18 protein-coding genes are annotated in these 16,438 nt (G+C 71.0%); 7 read left to right on the top strand and 11 right to left on the bottom strand.

What is annotated here, in order from left to right:
• Positions 1-113 precede the first annotated feature (113 nt).
• A complete protein-coding gene (locus ACIGXW_RS32290) occupies positions 114-566 on the top strand; it encodes a helix-turn-helix domain-containing protein (RefSeq protein WP_071963204.1) in 453 nt (150 codons plus the stop codon).
• A gap of 311 nt (positions 567-877) precedes the next feature.
• Here the strand turns inward: ACIGXW_RS32290 and ACIGXW_RS32285 are convergent, their stop codons facing one another.
• Complete coding sequence (locus ACIGXW_RS32285; protein ID WP_399576479.1) at positions 878-1,504, bottom strand: TetR/AcrR family transcriptional regulator; 627 nt, start codon at positions 1,502-1,504, stop codon at positions 878-880.
• Between the two features lie 97 nt (positions 1,505-1,601).
• Here ACIGXW_RS32285 and ACIGXW_RS32280 point away from each other — a divergent pair, with 97 nt between their 5' ends.
• A complete protein-coding gene (locus ACIGXW_RS32280; protein ID WP_399576478.1) occupies positions 1,602-2,255 on the top strand; it encodes a CatB-related O-acetyltransferase in 654 nt (217 codons plus the stop codon).
• A gap of 198 nt (positions 2,256-2,453) precedes the next feature.
• Complete coding sequence (locus tag ACIGXW_RS32275) at positions 2,454-3,905, top strand: amidase (RefSeq protein WP_399576477.1); 1,452 nt, start codon at positions 2,454-2,456, stop codon at positions 3,903-3,905.
• An 82-nt stretch (positions 3,906-3,987) separates the two neighbouring features.
• Here ACIGXW_RS32275 and ACIGXW_RS32270 read toward each other — a convergent pair whose 3' ends face one another.
• From ACIGXW_RS32270 to ACIGXW_RS32240, 7 genes are all read right to left on the bottom strand, one after another.
• Positions 3,988-4,245, bottom strand: coding sequence for a contact-dependent growth inhibition system immunity protein (locus ACIGXW_RS32270; protein ID WP_399576476.1), 258 nt, complete (start codon positions 4,243-4,245; stop codon positions 3,988-3,990).
• 9 nt (positions 4,246-4,254) lie between these two features.
• On the bottom strand, positions 4,255-5,541 hold the full coding sequence (locus tag ACIGXW_RS32265) for a DUF6986 family protein (protein ID WP_399576475.1): 1,287 nt from the start codon (positions 5,539-5,541) through the stop codon (positions 4,255-4,257).
• Positions 5,542-5,665: 124 nt separating this feature from the next.
• Complete coding sequence (locus ACIGXW_RS32260; protein ID WP_071963194.1) at positions 5,666-5,887, bottom strand: hypothetical protein; 222 nt, start codon at positions 5,885-5,887, stop codon at positions 5,666-5,668.
• A gap of 195 nt (positions 5,888-6,082) precedes the next feature.
• Positions 6,083-7,045, bottom strand: coding sequence for an electron transfer flavoprotein subunit alpha/FixB family protein (locus tag ACIGXW_RS32255; protein ID WP_071963193.1), 963 nt, complete (start codon positions 7,043-7,045; stop codon positions 6,083-6,085).
• Positions 7,046-7,101: 56 nt separating this feature from the next.
• Entirely contained in the window at positions 7,102-7,890 is a 789-nt protein-coding gene (locus ACIGXW_RS32250; protein ID WP_399576474.1) for an electron transfer flavoprotein subunit beta/FixA family protein, read from the bottom strand.
• A gap of 188 nt (positions 7,891-8,078) precedes the next feature.
• On the bottom strand, positions 8,079-8,585 hold the full coding sequence (locus ACIGXW_RS32245) for a flavin reductase family protein (protein ID WP_071963191.1): 507 nt from the start codon (positions 8,583-8,585) through the stop codon (positions 8,079-8,081).
• 232 nt (positions 8,586-8,817) lie between these two features.
• The gene (locus ACIGXW_RS32240) at positions 8,818-9,165 is read right to left on the bottom strand and encodes a thioredoxin family protein (protein WP_104531611.1); all 348 of its coding nucleotides are present in this window, start codon (positions 9,163-9,165) and stop codon (positions 8,818-8,820) included.
• Positions 9,166-9,401: 236 nt separating this feature from the next.
• Here ACIGXW_RS32240 and ACIGXW_RS32235 point away from each other — a divergent pair, with 236 nt between their 5' ends.
• Positions 9,402-10,130: a lysophospholipid acyltransferase family protein gene (locus ACIGXW_RS32235; protein WP_071963190.1), complete on the top strand. Its 729-nt coding sequence runs from the start codon at positions 9,402-9,404 to the stop codon at positions 10,128-10,130.
• A 101-nt stretch (positions 10,131-10,231) separates the two neighbouring features.
• On the opposite strand, the gene ACIGXW_RS32230 is transcribed toward ACIGXW_RS32235, so the two are convergent.
• The 3 genes from ACIGXW_RS32230 to ACIGXW_RS32220 are packed head-to-tail and all read right to left on the bottom strand — an operon-like array spanning position 10,232 to position 13,517.
• Positions 10,232-11,299, bottom strand: coding sequence for a threonine aldolase family protein (locus ACIGXW_RS32230; protein ID WP_399576576.1), 1,068 nt, complete (start codon positions 11,297-11,299; stop codon positions 10,232-10,234).
• Positions 11,300-11,319: 20 nt separating this feature from the next.
• Positions 11,320-12,081: an SDR family NAD(P)-dependent oxidoreductase gene (locus tag ACIGXW_RS32225; protein WP_079273872.1), complete on the bottom strand. Its 762-nt coding sequence runs from the start codon at positions 12,079-12,081 to the stop codon at positions 11,320-11,322.
• A 38-nt stretch (positions 12,082-12,119) separates the two neighbouring features.
• Positions 12,120-13,517: a DUF6421 family protein gene (locus tag ACIGXW_RS32220; protein WP_399576473.1), complete on the bottom strand. Its 1,398-nt coding sequence runs from the start codon at positions 13,515-13,517 to the stop codon at positions 12,120-12,122.
• A gap of 340 nt (positions 13,518-13,857) precedes the next feature.
• On the opposite strand from ACIGXW_RS32220, the gene ACIGXW_RS32215 reads away from it, so the two are divergent.
• Genes ACIGXW_RS32215 through ACIGXW_RS32205 form a run of 3 tightly spaced genes read left to right on the top strand, consistent with a single transcriptional unit; the run spans position 13,858 to position 16,435 of the window.
• Positions 13,858-14,760 carry an ABC transporter substrate-binding protein gene (locus ACIGXW_RS32215; protein WP_399576472.1) on the top strand — a complete coding sequence of 301 codons (903 nt, stop codon included), beginning with the start codon at positions 13,858-13,860 and terminating at the stop codon, positions 14,758-14,760.
• On the top strand, positions 14,757-15,686 hold the full coding sequence (locus ACIGXW_RS32210; RefSeq protein ID WP_079273871.1) for an amino acid ABC transporter permease: 930 nt from the start codon (positions 14,757-14,759) through the stop codon (positions 15,684-15,686). Before ACIGXW_RS32215 ends, ACIGXW_RS32210 begins: the two co-directional genes overlap by 4 nt.
• A complete protein-coding gene (locus ACIGXW_RS32205) occupies positions 15,683-16,435 on the top strand; it encodes an amino acid ABC transporter ATP-binding protein (protein WP_071963187.1) in 753 nt (250 codons plus the stop codon). The genes ACIGXW_RS32210 and ACIGXW_RS32205 overlap by 4 nt, the downstream gene beginning before the upstream one ends.
• Positions 16,436-16,438 lie beyond the last annotated feature (3 nt).

The raw sequence follows: 16,438 nt of genomic DNA, 5'->3' as shown, positions 1-16,438 counted from the left end.
CAAGCGAAAAGGAAAGAGGAGAGAAAAGAGAACGAAGGCATCGCAGGTGGTTACCAAACTGCCTGTCAGTTCCCTCTTGTTACCGTCTCGATCCTGTTGCACCCTGAACGACTATGGAAGAAGGCACTTTGAAGTCACCGAGTTACTGCACGGGAACCGAGGACGACCAGGCCCGCCAGTGGGACACCCGCGAGGGCTGCGAGGTCCGTCAGATCCTCGACCGCGTGGCCGACAAGTGGTCGCTGCTCGTCATCGCCCTGCTCGACCGCCGCACCCTGCGCTTCACCGAACTGCGGCGCGAGATCGACGGGATCAGCCAGCGCATGCTGACGGTGACACTGCGCCAGCTGGAGCGCGACGGGCTGGTGCGCCGCACGGTGCACCCGGTCGTTCCGCCGCGCGTGGACTACCAGCTCACCCCGATGGGCACGACGCTGCATGACACCATCCAGGCGCTCGTCACCTGGACCGAGGGCCACCAGGACGAGATCGCCGCCGCGCGCGCCGAGTACGACCAGCGGGAGGCAGAGGCCGAGCGCGCACAGACGGCGATGGGCGGGGTCTGAGGCTGTCATCCAGCGGCAGTAAAGGCACCGCTGGTGAGGACGGGGACCACGCTGGAAGCGTCCAGTTCCGTCGCTATGGCGACGTCGTCGGCATAGCCCCCATCGATGAGTTCCCGTCCCGAGGAACTGTCCGCGACAACGGCGCCGAACGTTCGTGACGCCCGCGAAGGCTGCCGCTGCCACCGCCGCCTCAGGCGAGAGCTGGTCTCTGCCACATCGGCGCAGAGAAGCAATCACAGCTCCAGCCGACGTCGAGCCGAGTGGGTTCCAGGTTCAGAACTCGTACTTGCGTTCGCTCCCTGTCTCCTCGATCACACACTCTCTTCCCGACGCACGGAGAAGGCACCCCCGGCAGCCGCCAGGACTGCCGTCTCCGCGGCCCGTTCCGGGAGTTGCGGGTCCGGGTTGGCACGCAGGAGCACCAGCTGGTGGTAGAGCGGAGCCGTGGCGGCGATCAGCAGGCTCCGCGCGTCCGTGTGCTGTGCGGGGAGTTCACCGCGCTCGATGGCGCGCTCGACGAGGATCTCGCACTGGGCGTACCGGTCCGTCCACAGCTGCGTCTGGGCCCGCGCGGCCTGTTCGAAGTGGAACGAGGCGGCCATCAGGGCGACAGCGAACGACGGCTGTACGACCAGAGATTCCTGGATCTCCTGGTTGAGGGCGGTCAGATCGCCGCGCAGCGAGCCGGTGTCCGGCGGCTGCCAGTCGATCTCGCCGGCGGCGTCGATGACGTCGACGAGCAGGCCGCCGACATCGCGCCAACGCCGGTAGACCGTGGCGCGGTGCACTCCGGCCCGCGTCGCGACACCCTCCATCGTGAGTCCTTCGTGACCGCCTTCAGCGAGTTCGGCGCGCACCGCATCGAGGACCTGGGCGCGGATGCGGGCGGTGCGACCGCCCGGGCGGCGGTCCGGCGTCGTGTCCAGCGAGTCTGTCATCGGCAATCAGTATCCAGTTGATCAAGGCGGCAGGGCTGTGCCAGCATCTTAACGCGACAGTTGTCGCTCAGCCCATCGGAGAGGAACCGCCCCCGCGATGCCGCCCGTTCCCGCCGACCCCACCGCGCTCCACCCGATGCCCGAGCACCCGCGCGTGGTTCTGCTCAAGCCGTTGGTGAAGTCGCCGCTGATCGAGGTCGGTGACTTCTCCTACTACGACGATCCCAACGACCCGACCGCGTTCGAGACGCGCAACGTGCTCTACCACTACGGTCCCGAGCGGCTCGTCATCGGCAAGTACTGCGCGCTGGGGACGGGAACCCGGTTCATCATGAACGGCGCCAACCACCGCATGGATGGTCCTTCCACCTTCCCGTTCCCCACCATGGGGGGCTCCTGGGCGGAGCACTTCGACCTGATCACCGACCTGCCCGGCCGGGGCGACACGGTCGTCGGCAACGACGTGTGGTTCGGCCACGGCGCCACGGTCATGCCCGGTGTACGCATCGGCCACGGCGCGATCATCGCCGCCGGCGCCGTGGTCACCGGCGACGTCCCCGACTACGGCATCGTCGGCGGCAACCCCGCCCGGCTCATCCGCACCCGCTACGACGCTGCGGACATCGCCCGGCTCCTCGCCGTGGCGTGGTGGGACTGGCCCGTGCAGCACATCACCGGGCATGTACGGACGATCATGTCGGGGACCGTCGCCGACCTGGAGGAGGCCGCCGCGCAGATCGATCAGCCCTGACACCGCGTCGCCGCATCGACACCGCGGACGCCACCGCCGACACCCTGCGGAAGGCCCTGAACGTGCCGGGGTGAATGGCGAGGTCGCGGAGCGGGCGGGCCGGTCGCTGTTGAAGACGCTGCATCGAGTTGAGGCATCTACCCCGTTGTGCAAATCGGCATTTTATGGCCTCTGCCATAGGTCAGTACGGTCGGTTTCATGGAGTGGAACCTTCAGACAGCAGAAGAACTCGCGGCTGCCTTGCGTGCCGGTGAAGTGACCTCGGTGGAACTGACCGATGCGGCGATTGCCCGTATCGAGCGCGACGACGAGGTGATCAACGCGATCTGTGTGCCGGACTTCGACCGTGCGCGGGCCGCCGCGCGCGATGCCGACCAGGCGCTCGCCCGCGGCGAGGTCCGGCCGCTGCTCGGTATTCCGGTGACGGTCAAAGAGTCCTACAACATGGCTGGGCTGCCCACGACCTGGGGCATGCCGCAACACCGGGACTATGTGCCGGCCGAGGACGCGGTACAGGTGTCGCGGCTCAAGGCCGCGGGCGCGGTGGTGCTGGGCAAGACCAATGTGCCTTTGGGGCTGCAAGACATCCAGAGCTTCAACGAGATCTACGGCACCACCAACAATCCGTGGGCTCACGATCGCACGTCGGGCGGATCCTCCGGCGGATCAGCGGCGGCCCTGGCGTCCGGGTTCGGCGCGCTGTCCATCGGCTCCGACCTCGCCGGTTCGCTGCGCACCCCCGCGCATTTCTGCGGCATCTATGCGCACAAGCCGACACTCGGACTGGCGGCAACCCGCGGCATGGTCGCGCCGCCGGCACCGGCATTGCCGGTGGACCTCGACCTCGCCGTCGTCGGTCCGATGGCGCGCAGTGCCCGCGACCTCATGCTCCTGCTCGACGTCATGGCCGGACCGGACCCGCTGACGCACGGTGTGGCGTACGACGTGACGCTGCCGCCCCCGCGCCACGAGCGGCTCGGCGACTTCCGGGTCCTGGTGATCGAGGAGCATCCGCTCATTCCGACCGGGTCCGCCGTGCGGGCGGGCGTGAACCGGGTGGCCGACGCGCTTGCCGACGGCGGCGCCCGCGTCGAACGGCACAGTCCGCTGCTGCCCGATCTGACCGAAGCCGCCATGCTTTACCGGCAGTTGCTGTTTTCGGGCTCCGTCGCACGTTTTCCCGTCGACTCCTACGAGCAGCTGCGGACCCGCGCCGCCGCACTGAGCGCAGACGACCAGAGTCTCGATGCGGCGGTACTGCGCGGGATGGTGTTGAGCCACCGCGACTGGATCGAGACGAACAACCGTCGCGAGCTCCACCGCCACGGCTGGCGGCAGCTCTTCGCCGAGTTCGACGCCGTGGTGTGTCCGATCACGCCGACTCCCGCGTTCCCGCACGACCACAACCCCGATCCGAGGGAACGCCGGATCGACATCGACGGCGTCGAGTACCCGTACTTCGACCAGCTCGTCTGGGCCGGTCTGGCCACCATGCCCGGCCTGCCCGCCACCGCCATACCAACGGGCCGGTCCCCCGAGGGTCTGCCGGTCGGAGTGCAGCTCATCGGTCCGATGTTCGAGGACCGCACCCCGCTGCGGCTGGCCGAACTGCTCGAGCAGAAGATCGGCGGCTTCCAGGCACCGAAGTAGGGCGTACTGCTCGCGGCCTGGCACGCGGGACCGGCCATGCCGGCTGTCCAGTCGCTCCACTCCCACCTCCGCGGAAGCGTGGTCAGCAGGGTGACCCGGGGCCCTTGGCGAAGCGGGCGAGTTCTTCGGCGGCGCCGCGCGGCAGGTCGGCGACCGCCGTCTCCGGCAGAGTCGTGATCACGCCGCGCAGCCGCGCGGCGAGGTCCGGCATCAGAGCCCAGGCCGAGGCCGGGGCTTCGACAGCCGCGAGCAGCAGGTCCCCCTCATAGAAGTACGCGTCGAGCAGCGGCTCCTCGAGCAGCAGGTGCACCGCGAGCGGCAGGACGTACGGCAGGGCCACCCGCTGAATCTAGTCGTCCCGCCCCGCACCCGTACGCCCGGCCAAACCCTCCAGCGCAACCCGGTCCAGCCCAGTAAGCCGGTCCACCTCGTCCGCGTCCACGGCCCCGCAGTCCAGCCCGCGCAGCAGGTGGCCGCTGAGCGCACGGGCCGTGGCGGGCTCGTCCAGCACGGCGCCGCCGCGCTTCCCGACGTACGCCACGAGGCGGGCGGCGGCCGCTTCCAGTCCTTCGCGGTAGAAGGCGTAGACGGCCGCGTAACGGGTGGGCAGGTGGGCCGGGTGCATGTCCCAGCCCTGGTAGTAGGCGCGGGACAGGGAGCGGCGTACGAGCCGGTGGTGCAGGCGCCAGGCCGCGTGGACCTGCTGCGTGGTGCCGACGGGCAGCACGTTGGTCGAGCCGTCCGAGAGCCGTACGCCGGTGCCGGCGGCCGCCGTCTGCATGACGGCCTTGGCGTGGTCGGCCGCCGGGTGGTCGGGCGCCTGGTGGGCGGCGGCGACCGAGCACGCGGCGCTGTAGTCGAAGGTGCCGTAGTGCAGTGAGGTGACGCGGCCCTGTCCGGCGTCGATGAGCCGGGCGACCGTGGCCCGTCCGTCGGCGCCGAGGACGGCCTGGGTGGTCTCGATCTGTATCTCGAACCCGATGCGCCCGGTGGGCAGGGCGTGGGCCTTCTCGAACTCCTCGGCCAGCCGGACCATCGCGGTCACCTGCTCGGGATAGGTGACCTTGGGCAGGGTCAGCACGAGGGCGCCGGGCAGCCCGCCCGCCTCCATGAGGCCGGTGAGGAAGATGTCGAGGGTGCGTATCGCCCGGTCACGGACGGCCGCTTCCAGGCACTTCATACGGATGCCCATGTACGGAGCCGCCGTGCCCCGCGCGCAGGCCCGGGCCACCAGGGTGGCCGCGCGGGCGGCCGCCGCGTCCTCCTCGGCGTCCGGGCGCGGGCCGTAGCCGTCCTCGAAGTCGATGCGCAGGTCCTCCACCGGCTCGCGCTCCAGCTTGGCGCGCACGCGCTCGTACACCGGGCCGGCGAGTTCGTCGGGCAGGCCGAGCACGGCGCCGAACGCGGCCGCGTCGGGGGCGTGTTCGTCGAGGGCGGCGAGGGCGGCATCGCCCCAGGAGCGGAGGGTGCCGGCGTCGAAGGCGTCGGCCGGGACGTAGACGGTGTGCACGGGCTGGCGGGTGCCGGGGTCGCCCGGGTAGCGCCGGGCGAGCTCGGCGTCGACGTCCGCGAGCAGGGCGCCGACGCCCTCGCTCACGGTGGTTCCGAAGGTCGTCGCGACGCGCTGCTGCCCCATGCCACTCCTCCGCGTTTCCGCTGAACGGAATCGACCATCCGCAGCGCGAAGCTAGCGAGGGGGCGGTGAGGGGGTCAACACCCCGGCCGTGTCAGAAGTCGCGTCAGCCGCGTCAGAAGTCGCGTCAGAAGAAGTCCTTGGCGACGCCCTCGGCGGCACGGTGCTCCGCGGTGGCCGGGTCGAGTTCGCTCAGCGCCATCAGATCGGTGTCGTCGCGCAGGTGCTTCTCCCACTCCTGCGCCAGCTTCTCCTGCTGTTCGCGGGAGAGCTGTTGGACGTCCTCACGGCTGGCGGGGCTCAGGGCGTGGAGAAACCGCGCCACGGTGTCGGTCTGTTCACTGGGCATGGGGCTTCCTCGTCGTCCGTGCGGCGCCGTGCGCAGATTCCGGTGGTCCACGGTCATCTCTTCCAGCGACCGGCTCGGCCGGACACCCCCGTACCGGCCAAGGTCACCCGAACGGACGCGGCGGACGTGCGGCACGACGCAGCCGCCCCCGGCCGGTGGCCGGGGGCGGCGGGACGACGCGCGTGCCGTGCGGGATCAGCCCTTGCGGGCGGTGATCTCCTCGGTGAGCTGCGGGACGACCTGGAAGAGGTCGCCGACGACGCCGTAGTCGACGAGGTCGAAGATCGGGGCCTCGGCGTCCTTGTTGACGGCGACGATGGTCTTCGACGTCTGCATGCCGGCGCGGTGCTGGATGGCACCGGAGATGCCGGCCGCGATGTAGAGCTGCGGCGAGACGGACTTGCCGGTCTGGCCGACCTGGTTGGTGTGCGGGTACCAGCCGGCGTCGACGGCGGCGCGGGAGGCGCCGACGGCCGCGCCGAGGGAGTCGGCAAGGGCCTCGATGACGGGGAAGTTCTCGGCGCCGTTGACGCCGCGGCCGCCGGAGACCACGATCGCGGCCTCGGTCAGCTCGGGGCGGCCGGTGGACTCGCGCGGGGTGCGGGAGACGACCTTGGTGCCGGTGGACGCACTCCCGAAGGAGACGGCCAGCTGCTCGACCGTGCCGGCGGCCGGGGCGGCCTCCGGGGCGGCGGAGTTGGGCTTGACGGTGATGACCGGGGTGCCCTTGGTGACACGGGACTTGGTGGAGTACGAGGCCGCGAAGACGGACTGCGTGGCCACCGGGCCCTCGTCGCCGGCCTCCAGGTCGACGGCGTCGGTGATGATGCCGGAGCCGATGCGGACCGCGAGGCGGGCCGCGATCTCCTTGCCCTCCGCGGAGGAGGGGACGAGCACGGCGGCCGGGGAGACGGCGTTGTACGCGGCCTCGAGCGCGTCCACCTTCGGTACGACGAGGTAGTCGGCGAACTCGGCGGCGTCGGCGGTGAGGACCTTGACCGCGCCGTACTCGGCGAGCGTCGCGGCGGCGGTGTCCGCGCCGGCGCCCAGGTGCACGGCGACGGGCTCGCCGATGCGGCGGGCGAGGGTCAGCAGCTCGAGGGTGGGCTTGCGGACGGCACCGTCCACGTGGTCGACGTAGACGAGGACTTCAGCCATGGATCTGCACTCCTGCGGGAATTGCGAGGGCGGTTGAGGGATCGGGTGTCAGGAGCTCAGATGAACTTCTGGCCCGCGAGGAACTCGGCGAGCTGCTTGCCGCCCTCGCCCTCGTCCTTGACGATCGTGCCGGCCGTGCGGGCCGGGCGCTCGGTGGCCTCGTCGACCGTGGTCCAGGCGCCCTCGAGGCCGACCTCTTCGGCCTCAAGGCCGAGGTCGGAGAGGTCCAGGGACTCCACCGGCTTCTTCTTGGCGGCCATGATGCCCTTGAAGGACGGGTAGCGGGCCTCGCCGGACTGGTCGGTGACGGACACGACGGCCGGGAGGGAGGCCTCCAGCTGCTCGCTGGCGGCGTCGCCGTCACGGCGGCCGGTCACCTTGCCGCCCGCGACCGCGACCTCGGAGAGCAGGGTCACCTGCGGGACGCCCAGGCGCTCGGCGAGCATCGCCGGGACGACGCCCATGCCGCCGTCGGTGGAGGCCATGCCGGAGATGACGAGGTCGTAGCCGACGTGCTCGAGGGCCTTGGCCAGCACCAGCGAGGTGCCCAGCGCGTCGGTGCCGTGCAGGTCGTCGTCCTCGACGTGGACGGCCTTGTCGGCGCCCATGGACAGCGCCTTGCGCAGGGCGTCCTTGGCGTCCTCGGGGCCGACGGTCAGGACGGTGATCTCCGCCTCGTCGTCGTTCGCCTCCTTGATCTGCAGCGCCTGCTCGACCGCGTACTCGTCGAGCTCCGAGAGCAGACCGTCCACGTCGTCACGGTCGACGGTCAGGTCCTCGGCGAAGTGCCGGTCGCCGGTGGCGTCGGGCACGTACTTCACAGTGACAACGATCCTCAAGCTCACGCCGGCTCTCCTACTGCATCGTCTCTATCAAAGCTGCCTTGGCAGGCAGCATAGGCGCCTTGGGGGCGGACCCCGGTCGGGTGCGGGCCCCGCTCCCACCGGAATGTTACTCGTCAGTACATCGAGGGTGTGCGCCGAACGCAAGGCCGCTCGACTGTGATCTGCCCAACGCGGCGAAGGGGGATGTATCAGTCCCGCAATCCGTTGAAGCGGCCCTGGTGGTAGAGGAGCGGACGGCCGTCCCCGGTGGGGTCGCCGGCCACCGCCTCGGCCAGCACCAGGCGGTGGTCCCCGGCGGGCACCCGGGCCACCACGCGGCAGACCATCCAGGCCAGGACGTCCTCCAGCACCGGCACCCCGTGGGGGCCCGAGTACCAGCGGGTGGGGGCGGCGAAGCGGTCGGCGCCGCTGCGCGCGAAGGTGGCGGCCAGCTCCTGCTGGTGCTCGCCGAGTATGTGCACGCCGACGTGGTCCGCCTCGGCCAGGACGGGCCAGCTGGAGGAGCCGGTGCCGACGCCGAAGGAGATCAGCGGGGGCTCGGCCGCCACCGAGGTCAGCGACGTGGCGGTGAAGCCGGCCGGGCGGGCGCCCCGGGCCGTGATCACGGCGACGCCGGCCGCGTGCCTGCGGAAGACCGAGCGCAGCAGTTCGGGAGTGGCGGTGCGGTGCGTGCCGAGGTCGGGCGAGGCAGTCATGAGGGGTCCTTCTGCCGGGAGGTCGGGGCTGCCGGGGATCGAGCCGGGAGCGGCGCCGGGGGCGCTGCGGTGCGGGTGCTCACGGACTCGGACAGCGCGCGCTCGCGGTCCGCAGGAGATCCACGTACGCGCGTCCATGGAGAAGGAGCCCAGGCCACATAGCGTCACAGTGACGATTCAGGGCGTGCGACGTCAAGGGACGCCTGCGATCTGGGAGGTGGATCACGGCCCGTCAGACCGCCGCGCCCAGCGCAGCGATGACGTCCGCCTTGCGCGGCTGGCCGACGGCGCGCCGCACCTCGCGGCCGGCGGCGTCGAGGACGAGCGTGGTGGGGGTGGCGCCGATGTCCAGGGCGCGCACCAGCTCCAGGTGCGCCTCCGCGTCGACCTCGACGTGCGCGACGCCCTCGACCATGGCGGCGACGTCCGCGAGGACGCGCCGGGTCGCCGCGCAGGGCCGGCAGAAGGCGCTGGAGAACTGCACGAGCGTGGCGCGCCGCCCGAGCTCCGCGCCGATCCCGTCGGCGCCGAGCCACCGGGCCCCGTCCCCCTCGCGGGCGTCCTCGTACCGCACGGGCACGCGCGTCCTCCTTCTTCCGTGTCCGACTCCCTTCCTCCAGCACCGTCCGAACCGGGAAAATTTCGCGACGTGACGAGGATCTCCCGGCCCATGGGGCCTCCCCGCTGGCCCGCGGGCCGGGCATTCAGGCACGATCTGCCGGAAGCCGACACCCTACGGCCGCGTAACTTGAGAACCGCACCCCTTCACCATTTCCGTGGGAGCACCCTCCCCAGGCCCGGAAGGAACTTCCCGATATGGCAGAGCTCGTCTACCCCCCGGTGATCGGAGTGGCCCGCACCATGTTCAAGGCGCTCGATCTGCGCTTCGACATCCAGGGCACCGAGCACATTCCGCAGCGCGGCGGGGCGGTGCTGGTGAGCAACCACATCGGGTACCTCGACTTCGTCTTCTGTGGTCTGGCGGCGCGCCCCGCCAAGCGGCTGGTGCGCTTCATGGCGAAGGATTCGGTGTTCCGGCACAAGGTGTCCGGGCCGCTCATGCGGGCGATGAAGCACATTCCCGTCGACCGCGCGGCGGGCCTGGAGGCCTACCGGCACGCGCTGACCGCCCTGCGTTCGGGTGAGATCATCGGCGTGTTCCCCGAGGCGACGATCTCCACGTCCTTCACGCTCAAGAACTTCAAGTCCGGCGCGGCGCGGCTGGCGCAGGAGGCCGGGGTCCCGCTGGTGCCGATGGCGCTGTGGGGCACCCAGCGGCTGTGGACCAAGGGCCAGAAGCGCAATCTGGGCCGCGACCACATCCCGGTGGCCATAAGGGTGGGCGAGCCGGTGACCGCCGGCGCGGAAGAGTCCGCCGACACCGTCACCGAGCGCGTCCGCTCCCGCGTCCAGGGCCTGCTGGAGTCGGCCCAGCGGGCCTATCCGGTGCGGACCGAGGGCCCGGGCGACAGCTGGTGGATCCCGGCCCACCTCGGCGGCACGGCCCCGACCCCGGCCCAGGCCGCGGGCACGGACCGGCGCTAGTACGCGCAAAAGCCCAGGAGCCCCCGGCCGCTCGATGAGCGGCCGGGGGCTCCGGCGTCTCCACGGCCGTACGTCGCCGTGGGGAGGGCTGCTACGCGCTGCTACTGCTTGGCCATCTCCTCGGCGACGGCCGCGGTGAAGGCGTCCACATCGGCCTCGGTGGTGTCGAAGGAGCACATCCAGCGCACGTCGCCGGCCGTCTCGTCCCAGAAGTAGAAGCGGTAGCGCTTCTGCAGGCGCACGCTCACGTCGTGCGGCAGCCGGGCGAAGACGGCGTTGGACTGCACCGGGTGCAGCACCTCGACGCCCTCCACGTCCCGTACGCCCTCGGCCAGGCGCGCCGCCATGGCGTTGGCGTGGGAGGCGCTGCGCAGCCACAGGTCGCCCGAGAGCAGGGCCTCGAACTGGACGGAGACGAAGCGCATCTTCGAGGCGAGCTGCATCGACAGCTTGCGCAGGTGCTTCATGGCCCGCACCGCGTCCGGGTTGAGGACGACGACGCACTCGCCGAAGACCATGCCGTTCTTGGTGCCGCCGAAGGAGAGCAGGTCCACTCCGGCGTCGGTGGTGAAGGCCCGCAGCGGCACCCCGAGGGTGGCCGCCGCGTTCGCGATGCGGGAGCCGTCGAGGTGGACCTTCATGCCCCGCTCGTGGGCGTGGTCGCAGATCTCGCGGATCTCCTCGGGCGTGTAGCAGGTGCCCAGCTCGGTCGTCTGGGTGATCGAGACGACCTGCGGCTGGGCCCGGTGCTCGTCGTCCCAGCCCCACGCCTCGCGGTCGATCAGCTCGGGGGTGAGCTTGCCGTGCTCGGTCGGCACGTGGAGCAGCTTCAGGCCGCCGACGCGCTCGGGCGCCCCGCACTCGTCGACGTTGATGTGCGCGGAGGAGGCGCAGATCACCGCGCCCCAGCGCTCGGTGGCGGCCTGGAGGGCGACGACGTTGGCGCCCGTGCCGTTGAAGACCGGGAAGGCCTCGGCCGTGGGCCCGAAGTGGGCCCGCATGACGTCCTGCAGGTGCGCGGTGTAGTCGTCCTCGCCGTAGGCGACCTGGTGGCCGCCGTTGGCGAGGGCGAGCGCCGCGAGGACCTCGGGGTGCGCGCCGGCGTAGTTGTCGCTGGCGAAGCCGCGCACCGCGGGGTCGTGGCGGCGTATCGCGTCGGTGGCCGGCAGGGCGGTGCCGGGGTTGTCGGTCAGACGTGCGGGGTGAGCCACTGACGGGTTCCGTTCACTTCCTGGGCGGGCTTGTCCCACAGACCGGCGATGGCCTGGGCGAGGTCCTTGACGTCGGTGAAGCCCGCGAACTTGGCGGTGGGTCGTTCGGCCCGCATGGCGTCGTGCACCAGCGCCTTGACCACCACGATGGCGGCCGCGGCGGGCGGTTCCTGGTCGCCGCCGGCCTTGCGGAAGGAGTCCGCGAGGGCGAGCGTCCAGGCCTCGGCTGCGGCCTTGGAGGCGGAGTAGGCGGCGTTGCCGGCGGTGGGCTTGCTGGCGCCGGCGGCGCTGACGAGCACGTACCGGCCGTTGCCACTGCGGGCCAGGGGACCCTCGAAGGCCAGCGAGGTGTGCTGGACGGTGCGGATGAGGAGCTTTTCCAGCAGCTCCCAGTCGGCCAGGTCGGTCTCGGCGAAGGTCGCCGAGCCGCGCCAGCCGCCCACGAGGTGGATCAGGCCGTCGACGCGGCCGAATTCCTTCTCGGTGCGGTCGGCCCAGGCGCGGGCGGCGTCGAGGTCGAGCAGGTCCACGGTGTCACCGGTGACGGTGGCGCCGCCGTGGGCGTAGCGGGCGGCGTCCACGGCCTCGGCGAGGCGGGCCGCGTCCGCGTCGGAGGCGACCACGGTCGCCCCGGCCTCCGCCAGGCGCAGCAGGGTCGCCCGGCCCGCCGGGCCGGCCGCTCCCGCCACCGCCACGACGGCACCCTCCAGCGGGCCGTTGCCGTTGGTCGGAGTGCTCATGCTGGTCGCCTCCTCCTGTTGCCCGGTCTCGTTCTCGCTCACGCGGCCACCTGCGCCATGTCCGCAGCAGTGATCCCCCTGGTCGAGGCGATCACGCCACGCAGCTTCTTGGCAAGGGCCTCGTAGAACATGCTGAGCGGGAACTCGTCCGGAAGCACGTCGTCCACCAGCTTGCGCGGCGGAAGGGAGAGGTCGAGGGCGTCGGGGCCCTTGGCCCACACGGATCCGGGGTGCGGGGCGAGGTAGGTCGAGACGAGTTCGTAGGCGGCGAACCAGTGGACCAGCTTGGGGCGGTCGATACCGTCGCGGTAGAGCTTCTCGATCTCGCCGCAGAGCTGGTTGGTGACCTGCGGAGCACGCTCCCAGTCGATGTGCAGTGTGTTGTCCGTCCAGCGTACGACGTCGTGCTTGTGGAGGTAGGCGAAGAGCAGCTGGCCGCCCAGACCGTCGTAGTTGCGGACGCGCTCGCCGGTGATCGGGAAGCGGAACATCCGGTCGAAGAGGACGGCGAACTGCACGTCACGGGCCTGGGTGTAGCCGTCGGCCTCCAGCTTCACGGCCTCCTTGAAGGCCGTGAGGTCGCAGCGCAGCTCCTCCAGGCCGTACATCCAGAACGGCTGCCGCTGCTTGATCATGAAGGGGTCGAACGGCAGGTCGCCGTGGCTGTGGGTGCGGTCGTGGACCATGTCCCACAGGACGAAGGCCTGCTCGCAGCGGTCCTGGTCGCCGACCATCTCGGCGATGTCGGCCGGCAGGTCGAGGCGCAGCGTCTCGACGGCGGACTCGGTGATGCGGCGGAAGCGGGCGGCCTCGCGGTCGCAGAAGATGCCGCCCCAGGTGAAGCGCTCGGGGGCCTCGCGGACGGCGATGGTCTCGGGGAAGAGGACCGCGGAGTTGGTGTCGTAGCCCGCGGTGAAGTCCTCGAAGGTGATGCCGAGGAAGAGCGGGTTGTCGTAGCGGGTGCGCTCCAGCTCGGAGAGCCACTCGGGCCAGACCATGCGCAGGACGACGGCCTCGAAGTTGCGGTCGGGGTTGCCGTTCTGGGTGTACATCGGGAAGACGACCAGGTGCTGGCGGCCGTCCTCGCGGCGGGCGGCCGGCTGGAAGGCCAGCAGCGAGTCGAGGAAGTCCGGCACGCCGAAGCCCGTGTCGGCCCAGCGTCGCAGGTCCGCCACGAGTGCCGTGTGGTACGCGGCGTCGTGCGGGAGGAGCGGCGAGAGCTGCTCGACCGCGGCTATGACCGTGTCGACCTGGGCGCGGACCGTCGCGCCCGGTGGTGCGCCCTCGGTCTCGAGGTCGATGGAGCCGTCGGCGGACTGCCACGGCCGAATCGTCTCCACAGCGGCCTTGAGCTCGGCCCAAGCCGGGTGCTCCACGACGCGGTCAACAGACAAAATGTCGGATTTTGCGGCTGTCGACGCAAGAATTTCCGTCACGACTACCCCTCCTCGGGAGAACCTGGCGTTAAGACACCGTATCCATGCGCAGTTCTTCGACTCAAGGGGTTGAGCCATAAATTATCCTGCCGAGCCCCCGTCGTACAGCCTTTTTTCCTGTCGACCTCGGCCGTTCAGGGCATCGGGGGCACTCAATCCTCACTCGCAACACCGCGGAACCGCCCGTCACACCGACTGTTTCCGGCCATCTCTCGCTTCCGTCGGGACGCGCGTACTCCCGTCGGCCGCGCGTTCATGATCCGGCAACAACCGTCCGCCATTCGGACGGTTCATGGCCTTGACCTGGACAGATCACAGCGCGCGCTGCCAGTCTCACGCCATGTCCGTCGCCACCCAGCCCAGACGCCTGGCCGCAGCCCTCCTCGTCCTCCTCGCCGCGGCCACCGGCTGCGCCCCGCAGGAGGAGACCGGCGCGGCGAAGCCCCCCGGCTCCCCCGCCGCGCAGGCGGCCGCGTGCGCCAAGGAGCGGCTGACGACCCGGACCGCCGGGAAGCTCACCGTGGGGACGGACAAGCCCGCCTACGCCCCCTGGTTCGTCGACGACGACCCCGCCAACGGCAAGGGCTTCGAGTCGGCCGTCGCCTACGCCGTCGCCGACAAGCTCGGCTACGGCCGCTCCGAGGTCCTGTGGCAGACCGTGCCCTTCAACACCTCCGTCGCGCCCGGGGCGAAGAAGTTCGACTTCGACATCAACCAGATCTCCGTCAGCGACGAGCGCCGCCGGGCCGTGGACTTCTCCTCCGGCTACTACGACGTACGGCAGGCCGTCATCGCCCTGAAGACCTCGGACGCGGCCAAGGCCACCACGATCGACGGCCTCAAGCACGCCAGGCTCGGCGCCCAGGTGGGCACCACCAGCCTGGACATCGTCGACGAGGTCATCAAGCCGGACCGCAAGCCCGCCGTCTTCCAGAAGAACGACTACGCCAAGACCGCGCTCAAGAACGGCCAGGTCGACGCGATCGTCGTCGACCTGCCCACCGCCTTCTTCATCACCTCCGCCGAGGTGCCCGAGGCGAAGATCGTCGGCCAGTTCGACCCGAAGGACGCCAAGGGCGCCGCGAACGGGCGGCAGGAGCAGTTCGGGCTCGTCCTCGACAAGGGCAGCCCCCTCACCGGCTGCGTCAGCAACGCCGTCGACGCGCTGCGCAAGGACGGCACGCTCGCCCGGCTGGAGAAGCAGTGGCTGTCCGCGACCGTCGGCGCGCCGGTGCTCTCATGACGGCCGGGGACGCGGTGCCCACGCAGCAGGGGGCACAGGAGCCGCGCAAGACACAGGACGCGCCACCGGTGGCCGAGGACGGGTACGTGCCGTCCGCGCGCCGCCTGGAGCGGGAGCGGTTCAAGCGGGCGCGGACCCGCCGGGCCACCGCCGTCGCGGCCGTCAGCACGCTGGTCACCGGCGCCGTGCTCTTCCTCGTCATCGTCAACTCCCCCGGCTGGCCGCGCACCCGCGAGACGTTCTTCAGCGCCCACTACGCACGCGAGGCCCTGCCGGAGATCCTCGACGGGCTCTGGCTCAACTTCCGGCTGCTGCTCGTCTGCGGGGCGGCGGTGCTCGTCCTGGGCATGCTGATCGCGGTCGCCCGTACCCTGCGCGGCCCGGTGTTCTTCCCGCTGCGCGCCCTCGCCACCGCCTACACGGACTTCTTCCGCGGGCTGCCGCTGATCATCTGCCTGCTCATGGTGGTCTTCGGCATCCCGGCGCTGCGGCTGCAGGGCGTCACCACCGATCCGGTGCTGCTGGGCGGGACGGCGCTGGTGCTGACGTACTCCGCCTACGTGGCCGAGGTGTTCCGCGCCGGCATCGAGTCCGTCCACCCCAGCCAGCGCGCCGCCGCCCGTTCGCTGGGGCTCGGCAGCGGGCAGACGCTGCGCTTCGTGGTCCTGCCGCAAGCCGTGCGGCGCGTCGTGCCGCCCCTGCTCAACGACCTGGTCTCGCTGCAGAAGGACACGGGCCTGGTCTCCATCGCGGGCGCGGTCGACGCCGTGTACGCGGCGCAGATCACGGCGAGCAAGAGCTTCAACTACACCCCCTACGTCGTCGCCGGGCTGATCTTCGTGGCGCTCACCATTCCCATGACCCGGTTCACCGACTCCGTCACCGCCCGGATGGACCGCCGCCGGGCCCAGGGAGGGATCGTATGAACGAGCAGCCGGTGCTGCGCCTGGAAGCGGTGCGCAAGACCTTCGGGAGCACGGTCGTCCTGCGCGACGTGGACCTGGAGGTCGCCCCGCACACCGTCACCGCGCTGATCGGCGCGTCGGGTTCGGGCAAGTCGACGCTGCTGCGGTGCGCGAACCTGCTGGAGGAGATCGACGACGGCGCGATCTTCCTCGACGGCGAGGAGATCACCGATCCGCGCGTGGACCCCGACACCGTGCGCCGCCGCATCGGCGTGGTATTCCAGGCGTACAACCTCTTCCCGCACATGAGCGTGCTGGAGAACATCACCCTCGCCCCGCGCCGGGTGCACGGCGTGCCGCGCGCGGAGGCGGAGGAGCGGGCGCGCGAGCTGCTGGCGCGGCTCGGCCTGGGCGGCAAGGCGGACGAGTACCCGGACCGGCTCAGCGGCGGCCAGCAGCAACGGGTCGCCATCGTCCGCGCGTTGGCGGCCCGACCCCGGCTGCTGCTGCTCGACGAGATCACCGCGGCCCTCGACCCGGAGCTGGTCGGCGAGGTGCTGGGCGTCGTGCGCGACCTCAAGGACGAGGGCATGACCATGGTCCTGGCCACGCACGAGATGGGCTTCGCCCGCGACGTCGCCGACCAGGTGTGCTTCCTGGACGGCGGCGTGGTGCTGGAGCGCGGCACACCGGGCGAGGTCTTCGGTGAGCCGCGGCAGGAGCGGACCCGGCGCTTCCTGCGACGGCTCGTCGAGGCGGGCCGGCTGTGAGGG

Origin of the sequence: Streptomyces sp. NPDC053079, from assembly GCF_044546695.1 — a bacterium.
In the GTDB taxonomy this organism is placed as follows: domain Bacteria; phylum Actinomycetota; class Actinomycetes; order Streptomycetales; family Streptomycetaceae; genus Streptomyces.
This window is presented reverse-complemented; position numbering and strand designations above follow the sequence as displayed.

Bases quoted from the DNA above. Each gene is read 5' to 3' on its own strand.
- ACIGXW_RS32290 (WP_071963204.1), top strand. From the start codon at position 114: ATGGAAGAAGGCACTTTGAAGTCACCGAGTTACTGCACGGGAACCGAG.
- ACIGXW_RS32285 (WP_399576479.1), bottom strand. From the start codon at position 1,504: ATGACAGACTCGCTGGACACGACGCCGGACCGCCGCCCGGGCGGTCGC.
- ACIGXW_RS32280 (WP_399576478.1), top strand. From the start codon at position 1,602: ATGCCGCCCGTTCCCGCCGACCCCACCGCGCTCCACCCGATGCCCGAG.
- ACIGXW_RS32275 (WP_399576477.1), top strand. From the start codon at position 2,454: ATGGAGTGGAACCTTCAGACAGCAGAAGAACTCGCGGCTGCCTTGCGT.
- ACIGXW_RS32265 (WP_399576475.1), bottom strand. From the start codon at position 5,541: ATGGGGCAGCAGCGCGTCGCGACGACCTTCGGAACCACCGTGAGCGAG.
- ACIGXW_RS32260 (WP_071963194.1), bottom strand. From the start codon at position 5,887: ATGCCCAGTGAACAGACCGACACCGTGGCGCGGTTTCTCCACGCCCTG.
- ACIGXW_RS32255 (WP_071963193.1), bottom strand. From the start codon at position 7,045: ATGGCTGAAGTCCTCGTCTACGTCGACCACGTGGACGGTGCCGTCCGC.
- ACIGXW_RS32245 (WP_071963191.1), bottom strand. From the start codon at position 8,585: ATGACTGCCTCGCCCGACCTCGGCACGCACCGCACCGCCACTCCCGAA.
- ACIGXW_RS32235 (WP_071963190.1), top strand. From the start codon at position 9,402: ATGGCAGAGCTCGTCTACCCCCCGGTGATCGGAGTGGCCCGCACCATG.
- ACIGXW_RS32225 (WP_079273872.1), bottom strand. From the start codon at position 12,081: ATGAGCACTCCGACCAACGGCAACGGCCCGCTGGAGGGTGCCGTCGTG.
- ACIGXW_RS32215 (WP_399576472.1), top strand. From the start codon at position 13,858: ATGTCCGTCGCCACCCAGCCCAGACGCCTGGCCGCAGCCCTCCTCGTC.
- ACIGXW_RS32210 (WP_079273871.1), top strand. From the start codon at position 14,757: ATGACGGCCGGGGACGCGGTGCCCACGCAGCAGGGGGCACAGGAGCCG.
- ACIGXW_RS32205 (WP_071963187.1), top strand. From the start codon at position 15,683: ATGAACGAGCAGCCGGTGCTGCGCCTGGAAGCGGTGCGCAAGACCTTC.